The following is a 14,010-nucleotide window of genomic DNA, read 5'->3' as shown; positions in this document are numbered from 1 at the left end:
GGAATTAGTTTATAACAAGTAAGATAAGTTGAAAAATGGCTACCGCAAAAGCAGATAGAAGACAACGCCTTAAATATCACATTCGTAAGAAGGTGAAAGGTAGTGCAGAGCGTCCGAGATTATCGGTTTTCCGTTCTAACACGAGTATTTACGCGCAAATTATAGATGATATCAGTGGTGTTACACTTGCAAGTGCATCATCGGTTGATCTTGGCGGAAGAAAAGAAAATTCTAATGTCGAGTCAGCTCTTCAGGTTGGTAAAAAAATAGCTGAGAAAGCGCAAGAGGCGGGTATCCAAACTGTCGTTTTTGACAGAAATGGATATTTGTACCATGGTAAAGTAAAAGCATTGGCCGAAGGAGCTCGTGAGGGTGGCCTGAAATTCTAAGTATAACAAAGACTATGTCTACAAATACAAAACCTTCAAAGGTTAACGAATCGGACTTGAAAGAACGCGTAGTAGCGATCAATCGGGTAGCAAAAGTAGTAAAAGGTGGTCGTCGTTTTAGTTTTTCGGCTATCGTAGTGGTAGGAGATGGAAATGGTGTAGTTGGATACGGGCTTGGAAAAGCTAATGAAGTAACTGACGCAATTGCCAAAGGAATCGATGACGCAAAGAAAAATTTGATTCAGATTCCGATGCTGAAACATACAGTTCCTCACCAAATGGAAGGTAAGTTCAGCGGTGGATTTGTGCTTATCAAACCTGCTGCGCCTGGAACAGGTGTACTTGCTGGTGGTCCAATGCGTGCTGTACTGGAAAGTGCTGGAATTAAAGATGTACTTGCGAAATCCAAAGGCTCATCTAACCCACACAACGTAATCAAAGCTACAATTGATGCTCTTCTGAAAATGAGAGCTCCACATCAGGTGGCATTCCAGAGAGGCGTTAAATTAGATAAAGTATTTAACGGATAATCCATTGGATTGTCCCTTTACCTGAAGTAATCATGTCAAAAGTACGTATTACCCAAGTTAAAAGCACAATTGATCGTCCTGAGAGACAAAAACTTACCATCAAAGCATTAGGCTTAGGTAAGCTGAACAGATCTGTTGAGAAAGAAAATAGCGATGCCATTGCTGGTATGATCCGCAAGGTGAGCCATTTGGTTAAAGTAGAGGAAATTTAACATATAGTAAATATGAATCTTAGTTCATTAAAGCCAGCTGCTGGTTCTGTTAAAACAGGAAAGAGGGTTGGACGTGGTCAGGGCTCTGGTAAAGGAGGAACATCTGCACGTGGACATAAAGGAGCACAATCTCGTTCAGGTTATAGCCGGAAAGTTGGATTTGAGGGTGGTCAAATGCCACTTCAAAGACGTCTTCCAAAATTTGGGTTCAACAATATTAATAGAGTGGAATTCAAGGCGCTTAACCTGGATGCAATTCAGGCGCTTGCGGAGAAGACAAGTGCTTCGGTGATTACGCTTGACTTAATTCGTGAAAATGGTTTGTGTGCAAAGAAGGATCTTGTAAAGATTTTGAACAGAGGCGAAATTTCTGCGGCTGTCGAGGTTCAGGCAAATGGTTTTTCTGCGGCTGCAATTGAGTCGATTGAAAAGGCAGGAGGCAAAGCGGTTAAACTATAATTTTGCTGTTTGTGTTAAGCACTGGTTGTTTTCACAATTAGCTAATGTAAGCCCACGACATGAAACGATTTTTAGAGACTATAAAACATATATTTGCAATTGAAGAGTTGAGAACGCGAATTCTCAACACTCTTTTGTTTATAACGATTTTCCGTTTGGGGTCTTATGTGGCTTTGCCTGGTGTCGAACCAGATCAAATGAACGTATCCACTCAGGGGCTTTTGGGTCTTCTTGATACTTTTTTGGGAGGAGCGTTTAGTAAGGCGTCTATTTTCGCCTTGGGCATTATGCCTTATATTTCCGCATCTATTGCGATTCAGTTGCTGACTATGGCATTGCCGTATTTCCAGAAGATGCAGAAAGAGGGTGAGTCAGGAAGAAAGAAATTGAATCAGATTACCCGCGTATTGACGATCGTTGTCACGTTGGTACAAGGAACTGCTTATTTAAATACAACTGTACCCGATGAGGCTTTACTAGTATCTAGGAGCCTTTTCTCTATCTCATCTGTTTTTGTTTTAACTGCTGGAACAATGTTCTGTATGTGGTTGGGAGAAAGGATTACTGATAAAGGAATTGGTAATGGTATTTCGATGCTAATAATGATTGGTATTGTTTCGAGATTCCCAGGTGCCATTTATAAGGAATTTGTTTCTCGGGGAAGTGGACAGATTTTATTGACGGTTCTTGAAATTGTCGCATTGTATTTTGTAATTATGGGCGCTGTAATGCTTACACAGGCAGTGCGCAGAATTCCTATCCAATACGCGAAGCAGGTCGTTGGAAACCGGGTTATGGGTGGCCAGCGTCAATATTTGCCTTTAAAACTTAATGCTGCGGGCGTTATGCCTATTATTTTTGCACAGGCATTAATGTTTATTCCTTCGTTAGGAGCGTCATATTTTGCTGAGAAAAGCGATTTTGCAAGTAATGTCGCAACAATTTTTGCAAACTATACGACTTGGCAGTACAATTTACTTTTCGCATTTCTGATTATCGTTTTCACGTTCTTCTATACAGCTATTTCGGTTAATCCGCAGCAAATTGCTGATGATATGAAAAGAGGTGGTGGCTTTATTCCAGGTGTGAAACCAGGTCAACAGACGTCTGAATATATTAGCTCTATCCTAGATAGGATAACATTCCCTGGTTCTCTGATGCTTGCGATTGTGGCTATATTACCAGCATTTGCAAGTCTTTTAGGCGTGTCAACAGATTTTGCTCACTTCTTTGGAGGAACATCGTTGCTGATTATGGTGGGTGTTGTGTTAGATACATTGCAGCAGATTGAAAGTTACCTGTTGATGCGAAGATATGAAGGTTTGATGAAATCAGGACGGGTGACGGGAAGAACGGAGAGCGTTGCGATCTGATATTAGGCATGATTTATCTTAAAACGGAAGAAGAGATTGAGCTTATCAAAGTAAGTGCTCAAATTTTAGGAAGAGCTCATGCAGAAGTGGCTCTTTGGGTAAAACCAGGTGTAACAACGCAAAAATTAGATTCTGTTGCAGAGGAATACATAAGAGATCATGGTGGAATTCCTTCGTTTAAAGGATTTAACAAGTTTCCGGCATCATTGTGCATCTCGGTTAACGAAGTAGTCGTTCACGGAATCCCTAGCAGTTATACGTTAAAAGAAGGAGATATTGTTTCGATCGATTGCGGTGTTAAGTTGAATGGGTTTCATAGCGATAGCGCTTACACTTATCCCGTTGGTGAAGTTAGCCCGGAAGTTATGAGTCTCTTAACTGCAACTAAGCGATCGTTATATAAAGGAATCGAGCAGGCGACGGAAGGAATGAGAATTGGAGACATTGGCTTTGCAGTTCAGAGTTTCGTTGAAGAAAAAGGATATACAGTTGTAAGGGAACTAGTAGGACATGGCGTTGGAAGAGATCTTCACGAAAGCCCGGAAGTTCCAAATTACGGGAAACGCGGGAAGGGAATCCGCCTAAAAGAGGGGATGGTTCTTGCGATTGAGCCCATGATTAATTTGGGAGTTAAATCAGTGATGCAAGAACGGGATGGATGGACGATTCGAACTAGCGATAGAAAGTATTCGGCGCATTTTGAACACACAGTCGTTGTTCGTAAAGGCAAAGCCGAAATTCTGACAACATTCGATTATATAGAAAAAGTGACGGCCAACACCAGCCTTATGGTTGAAGTAATGTAATTAACGCTACGAATGGCAAAACAAGCATCAATCGAACAAGACGGAGTAATTTTAGAAGCGCTTTCCAATGCAATGTTTCGTGTAATTTTAGAGAATAAACATGAAGTGATTGCGCATATTTCAGGAAAGATGAGAATGCACTATATAAAAATATTACCGGGCGACCGTGTTAAGTTGGAAATGTCTCCTTACGACTTATCAAAGGCAAGAATTACTTACCGGTACAAATAAGGAGAAGACGACCTCATTATTAACAACAAGTAACATTCGAGATGAAAGTCAAAGCATCAGTAAAGAAACGCAGTGAAGACTGCAAGGTTATACGCCGAAAGGGTAAAGTGTATGTTATTAACAAGAAGAACCCACGGTATAAACAAAGACAAGGTTAATCATTATGGCACGTATTTCAGGAGTTGATATTCCCGACCGTAAAAGGGGCGAAATCTCACTAACTTATATCTTCGGAATTGGACGCAGTTCAGCGAAAAAAATTCTAGAAAAAGCAGGAGTTGACATCAATAAGAAAGTTGTTGACTGGAATGATGAAGAGTCCGGTGCAGTTCGTGCGGTTATAGCAGGTGAATATAAAGTAGAAGGTGCACTTAAATCAGAAGTTCAACTGAGCATTAAGCGCTTAATGGATATCGCTTGTTACAGAGGTCTTCGTCACCGTAAGGGTTTACCGTTGCGCGGACAAAGGACAAAGAACAACTCTCGTACTCGTAAGGGTAAACGCAAAACAATCGCGAACAAGAAAAAGGCTACTAAATAATCAGTGAGCGGTGGTGAAGACCACATTTCTATCCATAAGCAATGGCACAAAATAAAAGAAAAGATAAAGCAAAAAAGAGAGTTGTAGTAGTGGAGTCGGTGGGTCAAGTACACATCAAAGCTTCATTCAACAACATTATCATCTCTATTACAAATAACAATGGTCAGGTGATTTCCTGGGGATCTGCCGGTAAGATGGGGTTTCGTGGATCGAAAAAGAATACACCTTACGCAGCACAAACTGCAGCCCAAAGCTGTGCTCAGGTTGCTTTCGATCTAGGCATGCGTAAAGCTGAGGTTTTTGTTAAAGGACCAGGATCTGGTCGTGAATCAGCAATTCGTACTATTCAAAATGCTGGAATCGAGGTAACTACAATCAGAGATATTACTCCGCTTCCACACAATGGTTGCCGTCCTCCAAAACGTCGGAGAGTATAGTATTTCAATCTAATGCCCATTCGTAATTTGGACACTGGGGTTACAGAATGGTTTTTAAATAATTTAAGTAAAATAAAAAGTTTTTAATGGCACGTTATACAGGTCCCAAATCAAAGATTGCAAGACGCTACGGAGAACCCATTATGGGCCCGAGCAAAGCTCTTGCAAAAAAGAATTACCCTCCCGGAGTTCACGGAAAGGGTCGCCGCTCTAAAAAATCGGAGTATGCTTTGCAATTGATGGAAAAGCAGAAGGTGAAATTCATCTACGGTATTCTTGAAAGACAATTCCGTAATCTATTCGAAAAAGCTTCGGTTAAAGAGGGTATTACTGGTGAGAACCTGTTGAAATACTGCGAAGCTCGTCTTGATAATACAGTTTACCGCTTGGGTATCGCTCCAACCAGACGGGCTGCCCGTCAGCTTGTTTCCCACAAACATATACTTGTTGATGGTGAAATTGTTAATATTCCTTCTTATTCTCTACGTCCTGGACAAATCGTGACAGTTCGTGAGAAATCGAAATCTCTTGAATCAGTTTCAGAGAGCCTTGCTGGTCACAGCTCTAAAGGATTCAACTGGTTGGAATGGGATGGTCAACAATTGACAGGTAAATTCGTAACCTTCCCAGAACGCGAACAAATCCCTGAAAACATCAACGAACAGCTTATCGTTGAGTTGTATTCTAAATAATCTTCATATTACAGCACGCCTAGTTTACCAGGCGTGCTTTTAGCCGAAATCGGCAATTTTGCGATCGCAAAGGTAACGGTAGCGTGATCAACTATCATTTACTACTATAAAAGGAGCAAGGACTATGTCAATATTAGCTTTCCAAATGCCTGATAAGGTCGTCATGGAAAAAGCAGACGACTTTCACGGGTTGTTTGAGTTTAAGCCTTTAGAGAAAGGATACGGCGTAACCATTGGTAATGCATTACGTAGAATACTTCTTTCATCTTTGGAAGGTTATGCCATTACGAGCGTGAAGTTCCCTGGTGTGCTTCATGAGTTTTCTTCTATCGAAGGTATAGTTGAGGATGTAACAGAAATCATCCTGAACCTTAAAATGGTTCGTTTTAAAAAAGTTTCTGATCTGAACGAAAGCAGGATCGTTGTGAACCTTAAAAATGTATCCGTTATCACAGCGGGTGACATTGGTAAGTTTACTAATGCATTTGAAGTTTTAAATCCAGATCAGGTTATTTGCCATATTGATGACCAGAAAGAGTTCGAAATGGAACTTCTTTTGGACAAAGGAAGAGGGTACGTCCCTGCTGATGAGCCGCGTGCAAATGAATTGCCGTTTGGATACATTGCAGTGGATTCTATTTATACCCCGATTAAAAATGTTAAATACAGTGTTGAAAATACACGTGTCGAACAACGCACAGATTACGAGCGTCTTTTGATCGACATTCAAACAGATGGTTCAATCCATCCGGAAGATGCGTTGAAAGGTGCAGCGAACATTTTGATCCAACACTTTATGCTATTCTCTGATCAAACAATGACGTTTGAGAAGCAGAAAGCAGAAGAAGACAATCAGGTGGATGAAGAAATGTTGCGTATGAGAAAACTACTTAAGACTTCATTGTCAGAGCTGGACCTTTCTGTGCGTGCATACAACTGTTTGAAATCAGCTGACGTTAAATCACTTGGTGATCTGGTTAGACTTGAAATTTCAGACATGATGAAATTCCGCAATTTTGGTAAAAAATCTCTTACTGAGTTGGAACAGCTTGTAGCTGATAAGCAACTCACATTTGGAATGGACGTTGCCAAATATCGTTTGGACGAAGATTGATAAATAATTCCATAATAAGTATGTATTCTGTAGCGCGCTAGCCGCCGCTCGAAGCAACTAAACAACAAAACAATGAGACACGGTAAGAAAGGTAATCACTTAGGAAGAACGGCATCTCACCGCAAGGCGATGCTATCAAATATGGCTTCTTCTTTGATTATCCACAAAAGAATTGAAACAACACTTGCTAAGGCTAAGGAACTTCGTAAATATGTTGAACCTTTGTTAACTCGCGCCAAAGAAGATTCTACCCACAATAGAAGGGTTGTATTCTCTTATCTAAATGATAAAGAATCTACAAAAGAACTTTTTGGAGTTGTTTCAGACAAAATTGCATCTCGTCCAGGTGGTTACACCCGTATCATCAAACTTGGAAGCAGACTTGGTGATGCTGCGGAAATTGCACTGATTGAACTTGTAGATTTCAACGACGCATTGCTTCTTGCTAATGCTGACAAGCCTGCAAAAACAAGACGTAGCAGAAGAGGAGGAGCGAAGAAAGAAGGAACAGAAGTAGCAGCTGCTGCACCTGTTAAAAAAGAAGATCATCCGGTAGTTGCAGAAGCGGAACCAGTTGCTGACGAAGCACCTGCAACCAATGACGAAGCTGCTGAAAATAATGAGGCGCCAGAATCTAAGACTGAAAAGGAATAATTTTGGATAAACATTAAGAATATACAGAAAAGGGTTGAACGTTTCGTTTAACCCTTTTTTATGGGTAAAATTTTATAATTTTGCACCGCAGTTTAAAAACACCCGCGCATTGCGCTCAGACAAATAGTAGGCAACAATAGATTTAGCAATAAAATGAGTCAAAAAAAGGAAGCTCTGTTATTACTTGAAGATGGAACGGCATACAAGGGAATCGCTTTGGGAATAAGCGGGACCACCGGCGGAGAAATTTGTTTTAACACAGGCATGACAGGGTATCAGGAAATCTACACTGATCCGTCTTATTATGGTCAAATCATTGTTAATACCAATTCACATATTGGAAATTACGGAGTTCAGCTCGAAGACGAAGAGGAATCTGCTTCGGTGAAGATTCGTGGAATGGTTTGCAACACCTTCTCCCCAATCTATTCAAGACATACAGCTGATTTTTCGTTGCAGGAATATTTTGAAAGGGCCAACATTGTTGGTGTAAGCAATGTGGATACAAGACACATCGTGCGTCATGTGAGGCAACGCGGTGTGATGAATGCAATTATTTCGTCAGAAATTCTGGACGAAAAAGAGCTGATGGCCGAATTGAAAAAAATCCCTTCCATGGATGGCCTCGAATTGTCCTCTGAAGTGACCACTGAGAATGCTTACTTTGTTGGCGAAGAATCTTCAAGCCAATGGAGAATTGCAGTAATGGACTACGGAATCAAGAAAAGTATTCTGCAAAATTTGACGTCGAGAGGATGCTATTGCAAGGTTTTTCCGGCAAAAACGCCTTTTGAAGAAGTAATGTCTTGGCAACCTGATGGATTCTTTATATCCAACGGGCCAGGTGACCCGGCAGCAATGCTTTATGCGGTGGAGAGTGTAAATCAGATGATCAGGACTAGCAAACCGCTTTTTGGAATTTGCCTGGGACATCAGCTTCTTGCATTGTCAAGTGGGATTAATACTTATAAAATGCACCATGGCCACCGTGGGTTAAACCACCCTGTTAAAAATCTGATAACTGGGTTCTGTGAGGTCACTTCACAAAATCATGGTTTTGCGGTGAACCCTGACGAAATTGAAAACCATCCTGATATCGAAATCACGCACGTGAATTTGAATGACAAAACAATTGAAGGAATTCGCAGAAAGGATTATCCTGCGTTCTCAGTTCAGTATCACCCTGAGGCGTCGCCAGGTCCGCACGATTCGCGATATCTATTTGATGAATTTATTAAATTGTTAAGAGCAAGCTGAAAATATCGAAATCCTCTGTAATGCAGAGGATTTTTTGTGTTATTTTGTACCGTTAAAAAATTCTATTTTAAATCAAAACCACAAGCTGCAAATGAGTACGATTCAATCAGTACATGCAAGACAAATTCTGGATTCAAGAGGAAACCCAACAATAGAAGTAGATATTCGTACTGAAAATGGCTATTTAGGACGTGCTGCTGTTCCGTCTGGAGCTTCTACCGGAAAGCATGAGGCCGTTGAACTTCGTGACGACGACAAAAGCGTATACGTAGGAAAAGGAGTTTTGAAAGCCGTTGAGAACGTCAACGATATTATTTTCCCTGAGTTGATCGGTTGTTCAGTATTTGAGCAAAATCTGATTGATAAAATCATGCTGGAATTGGACGGAACTCCTAACAAAGCGAAGTTAGGGGCAAATGCTATTCTTGGCGTATCCCTTGCCGCTGCGAAAGCTGCCGCTCAGGAAGCTAACTTGCCACTTTATCGTTATGTAGGTGGAACCAACGCAAATACATTGCCAGTTCCAATGATGAATATCCTGAATGGTGGAAGCCACGCGGACAATTCTATCGATTTTCAGGAATTCATGATCATGCCTGCGAAAGCAGATACATTCTCTCAGTCATTGAGAATGGGTGTTGAGGTTTTCCATACACTGAAAACGGTTTTGAAAAGCAAAGGATATTCTACTAACGTAGGTGACGAAGGTGGTTTTGCTCCAAACATCAAATCCAATGAAGAAGCTATTGAAATAGTAATCCAGGCGATCGAGAAAGCTGGTTACAAGCCAGGCGAAGATATTTTCATCGCCATGGATGCTGCTGTTTCAGAATTCTACGAAGATGGGTTTTACCACTTCAAAAAATCAGACGGACGCAAGTTGAGCTCTGATGAGATGGCTGATTACTGGACACAGTGGGTTGCTAAATATCCAATCATTTCTATCGAAGATGGTATGGACGAAGACGACTGGGCTGGCTGGGCAACACTTACGCAATCTGTTGGTAAGAAAATCCAGTTGGTTGGGGACGATTTGTTCGTAACGAACGTAACGCGTTTGCAACAAGGAATCGAGTCGCAAATTGCGAATGCTGTGCTTGTAAAAGTAAACCAGATTGGTTCATTGACGGAGACAATCGACACAGTTAACCTTGCAAAACGCAATAGCTACAAGAGCATTATGTCGCACCGTTCAGGTGAAACAGAAGATTCTACAATCGCCGACTTGGCAGTAGCATTGAACACAGGACAGATCAAAACAGGTTCTGCTTCTCGCTCTGACCGTATGGCGAAATACAATCAGCTTCTTCGGATCGAAGAAGAATTGGGCGAAAATGCATATTTCCCAGGATTGAAATTCTGATATCATGAATCAAAACCGGAGCTCAATGCTCCGGTTTTTGTATACACCCGCTTCCCTTATGAAAAAAGGATCATTCTGGTCTCTCCAGACGCTCAAAAACTTCTACATAGCCACTTTTCTTGCGTGGTTTGTCTGGATCCTTTTTCTTGATAATAACAATATGCGGATTGTGATCTCCAACCGGATGAAGATGAAGGAACTGGAACACGAAAAAGGCATTTTGCTCGGAAAAATCAAAGAAGTTAAAAAGGAACGGAATGAAGTTTTCGGTAATCCGAAAATGCTTGAAAAATGGGCCCGCGAGAATTTCATGATGCGCAAGCCCAACGAGGAAGTATATGTAATCGTTGACGAGAAAAATCAACCGGTCGAAGGCAAAAAGAGCGAGTAAGCTTGCGTCGATCATTGCGTGTTAATATCTAATTTTTAAGACATTGAGCAAAAAAGTAATTCTTATAATCATGGACGGCTGGGGCATTGCCAAAGCAGGCGAGGAAAGCCGTTCCGCTGTTTTAGCTGCCAACACTCCTTTTTACGACAGCATTATGCAGAAGTATCCGCACAGCAGACTTGCTGCCAGCGGCCTGGCTGTCGGTCTCCCGGACGGACAGATGGGGAATTCAGAAGTAGGGCATACGAATCTTGGCGCAGGACGTGTGGTTTACCAGGATCTGGTTAAGATCAATCTGGCCGTTACCGAAGGAACATTGGGTAACGAACCTGTGCTGACCAGTGCTTTGGATTTTGCCAAAACAAATAATAAAAAAGTGCATTTCATTGGTCTGGTGTCCGATGGTGGTGTTCACTCACACATTGATCATTTAAAAGGTCTTGTTAAGATAGCTGCCGACAGTGGTTTGACAAATGTTTTTGTTCATGCATTCACAGACGGTCGTGACTGCGATCCGAAAAGTGGTTTGGGCTTTTTAACAGAGCTTCAACAAACATTAGATCAGACAACGGGCCGCATTGCGAGCGTTACGGGCCGCTACTATGCAATGGATCGTGATAAGCGTTGGGAGCGTGTGAAGCTTGCTTATGACGCAATGGTGCATGGCGAAGGTGCTCACGTAGCATCCGGTGAGGTGTTAAAAGCAATTAAGGATTCCTACGAAACGGGCGTTACTGACGAATTTATCATGCCTATCGTTGCAACAAATCCGGATGGGACGCCAATCGGTGTTATTGAAGATGGCGATGTTGTGTTATGTTTTAATTTCCGGACCGACCGGGGCCGCGAAATTACAGAAGTGCTGACGCAGCAGGATTTCCATGAGCAAAACATGCACAAGCTGAACCTTAGATACATCACAATGACCAATTATGATGATACATTCAAAGGCGTAGATGTGATTTTTGATAAAGACAATCTCAACAATACATTGGGAGAAGTGCTCGAAGCAGCTGGTAAAAAGCAGATCCGCATTGCTGAAACTGAAAAATATCCGCACGTAACATTCTTCTTTTCAGGTGGACGCGAAAAGCCATTTGAAGGTGAAAGCCGTTTACTTTGCCAATCGCCAAAGGTTGCTACTTATGATCTGCAACCTGAAATGTCAGCATTTGGCATTAGGGATTCGATCGTGCCTGAATTGGAGAAAGGGGAAGTGGATTTTGTTTGCCTCAACTTTGCGAACCCGGATATGGTAGGCCATACAGGCGTGTTCGAAGCGGCGGTTAAAGCGTGTGAAGTTGTGGATCAATGCGTGCAGACCGTCGTTACAACGGGACTGAATCACGGCTATTCCTCCATCATCATTGCCGATCACGGAAATTCAGATTACATGCTGAATGACGATGGCTCACCCAATACTGCACATTCACTGAACCTGGTGCCTTGCGTGCTGGTTGATAATAATTATCAAAATCCGATAAAAGATGGAAAGCTGGCTGATATAGCGCCTACAATTCTTGAATTGATGGGGATTCCCAAGTCAGCTGAAATGACAGGAGTTAGTATCTTATAAACTAAACCTGTTACAATGATGTTGTTTACCGGAGAGTCCATTGGGCTCTCTGTTTTTTTAGATCTTCTGTGCGATAAAGTCAACATTACCAATGCGTTTTATTTCAAAACTGCCTCCCAGCCGTCCGGTGTTCATTAAATGCATATCTGTTCTTATTGTCGCATGCTTCATCACATTAGTCGGTTGCAGGGATGCTGCAACGGATCCTAATGAGAAAAAGGCTTATTATGATCTCAAAGGTTTCATAGAAAATCAGATCGTTTATCTGAATGAGAAAAAGGCAAAAGTGACCAAAACTGTCCAATTAGATGGAAAGGAAGAAGTGCGCTTGGAGACCGGAACGGATTGGAAAAAAGAGCTGGAATTATTCGTACAAGCTGACATTAATAAGCCTGCGTATCGAAATAGCTATGTAGTTACAAGGAGCGATTCGTCTGTTTATGAATATAAAATCAAAGATGGAGAGAATTTGCCCGTCCGTTTGTTAACGATCAAAGTCGACAGTGCAACACAGCAACCAGTAATGGTAAAAGCGCTGCTGCGGTCTGAAAACAGGATATATAGTTCTGAAAAGACCATCGAATTGACATCAAGCCGGCGAGATAATTTGCTGGAAGTTTCTTCCTATTCTGTGAAAGGTTATCAAAAGCTTTTGTTCATGGACCGCAAGTCTTTTAATATTACAGCAAAAATAGGATTTTAGCGGGTTTTGGGATGAAGTTTGTTTGTTCCGTTACACCATACTTTGGGTAAACATTACCCAATTTCCAAAGCGCCTCCCTCCATACAGCCGTTCAGCACTAATTTTCCCCATTTAATAATACATTTCAAAAAGAGGCTTAGAAAGTTGCTATGCCTCTTTTTTGGTATTATTTATATAATTTAATATGCAGGAAAAGGCTGCGGGATGTAGAAAGTGGCAATTCGGCATAGAATTAGAGATTTAAGTTACAAATCCATGTAGACCCGGATAACTTTTTAACCTGTCAACATGAAAACTAAATCATATTAAATAAATTCTCTAAAATCAATGGAACAAGAACAGAAAAATAAGCAAAGTATCGCCTGGGCAATGGTTGTTGTCCTTGGGCTTGCGACAGCCATGTTTGGCTACTTGTTTACCACTCAGAAAAACGAGTTGACTCAACAGGAAACAATGGTGGTTGAAAAAGCGAGAGAATTGGCTGTAACCAAAACTAAATTAGACTCCATTTCGACCGTGCTGGACGCGAAGATCGCTGAAATTGAAAAACTAGGTGGTGACGTATCAGAATTAACGAAAGTTAAAGAAAAACTGGAAGCAGATAAACTGGCTTTCAGCAGAAGCAAAAGAGTTGAAACTAACAAATATCTTGGCAAGATTAAAGAATACGAAAAATTCCTTGTAGAAAAAGACGAGGTGATTGCTCAGTTGAAACTTGAAAACGAGAAGTTGGTAGCATCAAACGATTCTTTGAGCACACACGTGGGAAGTTTGACCAGCGAGCGTGAGAAGTTAGTACAGCGTCAAGCTGAGCTTAGTGACTCAGTTGTTACTTTCACAGCTGCTAATAAGGAACTTAGCGATAAAGTAACAAAAGCTGCTGCATTGAAAGCACAAAATCTGAAAATCCTTACAGTTAATTCAAGAGGTAAGGTAAAAGATAAAGAAGAGTATAAAGCAAGCCGTGTTGACAAAATCAAAATGGTGTTCACGCTTCCTGAAAATGAGTTGACAGCACAAGAATCGAAAGACATCTATGTTCGTGTGCTTGATCCTGAAGGAGCGGTTGTATCAGATGACGCAACTGGATCCGGAGAGTTCGAAGTTGACGGAGCTCCGTCTAAGTTTACAACGCGTGAGTCTATTGCTTACCAAAACAACAACCAGAAAGTAGAATTGTTGTATGACAATAGCTCACAGTTCCGCCCAGGTAAATACAATGTGGAACTGTATGCCGAAGGATATAAAATTGGTGGTGGAAACTTCACTATCAAGAAATAAG

Annotated in this window: 19 protein-coding genes; all 19 read left to right on the top strand. The window is 41.4% G+C overall.

The window, feature by feature from the left end:
- Positions 1–35 precede the first annotated feature (35 nt).
- Positions 36–389 (top strand): 50S ribosomal protein L18, encoded by a 354-nt coding sequence (rplR, locus tag MUK70_RS20350; protein ID WP_234607831.1) that lies wholly within the window; start codon positions 36–38, stop codon positions 387–389.
- Positions 390–403: 14 nt separating this feature from the next.
- Positions 404–919 (top strand): 30S ribosomal protein S5, encoded by a 516-nt coding sequence (rpsE, locus tag MUK70_RS20345; RefSeq protein WP_082217001.1) that lies wholly within the window; start codon positions 404–406, stop codon positions 917–919.
- Between the two features lie 32 nt (positions 920–951).
- Positions 952–1,131, top strand: coding sequence for a 50S ribosomal protein L30 (gene rpmD, locus MUK70_RS20340; protein ID WP_031528736.1), 180 nt, complete (start codon positions 952–954; stop codon positions 1,129–1,131).
- A gap of 12 nt (positions 1,132–1,143) precedes the next feature.
- Positions 1,144–1,590, top strand: coding sequence for a 50S ribosomal protein L15 (rplO, locus tag MUK70_RS20335; RefSeq protein WP_234607830.1), 447 nt, complete (start codon positions 1,144–1,146; stop codon positions 1,588–1,590).
- A gap of 59 nt (positions 1,591–1,649) precedes the next feature.
- A complete protein-coding gene (gene secY, locus MUK70_RS20330) occupies positions 1,650–2,963 on the top strand; it encodes a preprotein translocase subunit SecY (RefSeq protein ID WP_234607829.1) in 1,314 nt (437 codons plus the stop codon).
- Positions 2,964–2,971: 8 nt separating this feature from the next.
- The gene (gene map, locus MUK70_RS20325; RefSeq protein WP_234654903.1) at positions 2,972–3,769 is read left to right on the top strand and encodes a type I methionyl aminopeptidase; all 798 of its coding nucleotides are present in this window, start codon (positions 2,972–2,974) and stop codon (positions 3,767–3,769) included.
- A gap of 12 nt (positions 3,770–3,781) precedes the next feature.
- A complete protein-coding gene (gene infA / locus MUK70_RS20320) occupies positions 3,782–4,000 on the top strand; it encodes a translation initiation factor IF-1 (RefSeq protein WP_026631247.1) in 219 nt (72 codons plus the stop codon).
- Positions 4,001–4,041: 41 nt separating this feature from the next.
- Complete coding sequence (gene ykgO, locus MUK70_RS20315) at positions 4,042–4,158, top strand: type B 50S ribosomal protein L36 (RefSeq protein ID WP_015813811.1); 117 nt, start codon at positions 4,042–4,044, stop codon at positions 4,156–4,158.
- Positions 4,159–4,163: 5 nt separating this feature from the next.
- A complete protein-coding gene (gene rpsM, locus MUK70_RS20310; protein WP_233854328.1) occupies positions 4,164–4,541 on the top strand; it encodes a 30S ribosomal protein S13 in 378 nt (125 codons plus the stop codon).
- A gap of 41 nt (positions 4,542–4,582) precedes the next feature.
- The gene (gene rpsK, locus MUK70_RS20305; protein ID WP_026631249.1) at positions 4,583–4,978 is read left to right on the top strand and encodes a 30S ribosomal protein S11; all 396 of its coding nucleotides are present in this window, start codon (positions 4,583–4,585) and stop codon (positions 4,976–4,978) included.
- Positions 4,979–5,064: 86 nt separating this feature from the next.
- Positions 5,065–5,670, top strand: coding sequence for a 30S ribosomal protein S4 (rpsD, locus tag MUK70_RS20300; protein WP_026631250.1), 606 nt, complete (start codon positions 5,065–5,067; stop codon positions 5,668–5,670).
- A gap of 124 nt (positions 5,671–5,794) precedes the next feature.
- Positions 5,795–6,784 carry a DNA-directed RNA polymerase subunit alpha gene (locus MUK70_RS20295; protein ID WP_026631251.1) on the top strand — a complete coding sequence of 330 codons (990 nt, stop codon included), beginning with the start codon at positions 5,795–5,797 and terminating at the stop codon, positions 6,782–6,784.
- Positions 6,785–6,856: 72 nt separating this feature from the next.
- Positions 6,857–7,438, top strand: a complete 582-nt coding sequence (rplQ, locus tag MUK70_RS20290; protein WP_234607827.1) for a 50S ribosomal protein L17 — start codon at positions 6,857–6,859, stop codon at positions 7,436–7,438.
- 153 nt (positions 7,439–7,591) lie between these two features.
- The gene (carA, locus tag MUK70_RS20285; protein WP_234654902.1) at positions 7,592–8,695 is read left to right on the top strand and encodes a glutamine-hydrolyzing carbamoyl-phosphate synthase small subunit; all 1,104 of its coding nucleotides are present in this window, start codon (positions 7,592–7,594) and stop codon (positions 8,693–8,695) included.
- Between the two features lie 91 nt (positions 8,696–8,786).
- Positions 8,787–10,058: a phosphopyruvate hydratase gene (gene eno, locus MUK70_RS20280; RefSeq protein ID WP_234607825.1), complete on the top strand. Its 1,272-nt coding sequence runs from the start codon at positions 8,787–8,789 to the stop codon at positions 10,056–10,058.
- 58 nt (positions 10,059–10,116) lie between these two features.
- A complete protein-coding gene (locus tag MUK70_RS20275) occupies positions 10,117–10,449 on the top strand; it encodes an FtsB family cell division protein (RefSeq protein WP_026631255.1) in 333 nt (110 codons plus the stop codon).
- Positions 10,450–10,492: 43 nt separating this feature from the next.
- The gene (gpmI, locus tag MUK70_RS20270; RefSeq protein ID WP_234654901.1) at positions 10,493–12,025 is read left to right on the top strand and encodes a 2,3-bisphosphoglycerate-independent phosphoglycerate mutase; all 1,533 of its coding nucleotides are present in this window, start codon (positions 10,493–10,495) and stop codon (positions 12,023–12,025) included.
- Positions 12,026–12,116: 91 nt separating this feature from the next.
- Positions 12,117–12,728: a hypothetical protein gene (locus MUK70_RS20265; protein ID WP_234654900.1), complete on the top strand. Its 612-nt coding sequence runs from the start codon at positions 12,117–12,119 to the stop codon at positions 12,726–12,728.
- 327 nt (positions 12,729–13,055) lie between these two features.
- A complete protein-coding gene (locus tag MUK70_RS20260; RefSeq protein ID WP_234607821.1) occupies positions 13,056–14,009 on the top strand; it encodes a DUF8428 domain-containing protein in 954 nt (317 codons plus the stop codon).
- The last annotated feature ends 1 nt before the right edge of the window (position 14,010 follow it).

The organism is Dyadobacter chenwenxiniae (assembly GCF_022869785.1).
Lineage (GTDB): Bacteria > Bacteroidota > Bacteroidia > Cytophagales > Spirosomataceae > Dyadobacter > Dyadobacter chenwenxiniae.
This window is presented reverse-complemented; position numbering and strand designations above follow the sequence as displayed.

Coding starts and splice junctions, on each gene's coding strand:
- rplO (WP_234607830.1), top strand. CDS start 1,144: ATGAATCTTAGTTCATTAAAGCCAGCTGCTGGTTCTGTTAAAACAGGA.
- infA (WP_026631247.1), top strand. CDS start 3,782: ATGGCAAAACAAGCATCAATCGAACAAGACGGAGTAATTTTAGAAGCG.
- rpsE (WP_082217001.1), top strand. CDS start 404: ATGTCTACAAATACAAAACCTTCAAAGGTTAACGAATCGGACTTGAAA.
- MUK70_RS20295 (WP_026631251.1), top strand. CDS start 5,795: ATGTCAATATTAGCTTTCCAAATGCCTGATAAGGTCGTCATGGAAAAA.
- rpsM (WP_233854328.1), top strand. CDS start 4,164: ATGGCACGTATTTCAGGAGTTGATATTCCCGACCGTAAAAGGGGCGAA.
- rpmD (WP_031528736.1), top strand. CDS start 952: ATGTCAAAAGTACGTATTACCCAAGTTAAAAGCACAATTGATCGTCCT.
- carA (WP_234654902.1), top strand. CDS start 7,592: ATGAGTCAAAAAAAGGAAGCTCTGTTATTACTTGAAGATGGAACGGCA.
- rpsK (WP_026631249.1), top strand. CDS start 4,583: ATGGCACAAAATAAAAGAAAAGATAAAGCAAAAAAGAGAGTTGTAGTA.
- rplR (WP_234607831.1), top strand. CDS start 36: ATGGCTACCGCAAAAGCAGATAGAAGACAACGCCTTAAATATCACATT.
- rplQ (WP_234607827.1), top strand. CDS start 6,857: ATGAGACACGGTAAGAAAGGTAATCACTTAGGAAGAACGGCATCTCAC.
- MUK70_RS20260 (WP_234607821.1), top strand. CDS start 13,056: ATGGAACAAGAACAGAAAAATAAGCAAAGTATCGCCTGGGCAATGGTT.
- ykgO (WP_015813811.1), top strand. CDS start 4,042: ATGAAAGTCAAAGCATCAGTAAAGAAACGCAGTGAAGACTGCAAGGTT.
- secY (WP_234607829.1), top strand. CDS start 1,650: ATGAAACGATTTTTAGAGACTATAAAACATATATTTGCAATTGAAGAG.
- map (WP_234654903.1), top strand. CDS start 2,972: ATGATTTATCTTAAAACGGAAGAAGAGATTGAGCTTATCAAAGTAAGT.
- MUK70_RS20275 (WP_026631255.1), top strand. CDS start 10,117: ATGAAAAAAGGATCATTCTGGTCTCTCCAGACGCTCAAAAACTTCTAC.
- rpsD (WP_026631250.1), top strand. CDS start 5,065: ATGGCACGTTATACAGGTCCCAAATCAAAGATTGCAAGACGCTACGGA.
- MUK70_RS20265 (WP_234654900.1), top strand. CDS start 12,117: ATGCGTTTTATTTCAAAACTGCCTCCCAGCCGTCCGGTGTTCATTAAA.
- eno (WP_234607825.1), top strand. CDS start 8,787: ATGAGTACGATTCAATCAGTACATGCAAGACAAATTCTGGATTCAAGA.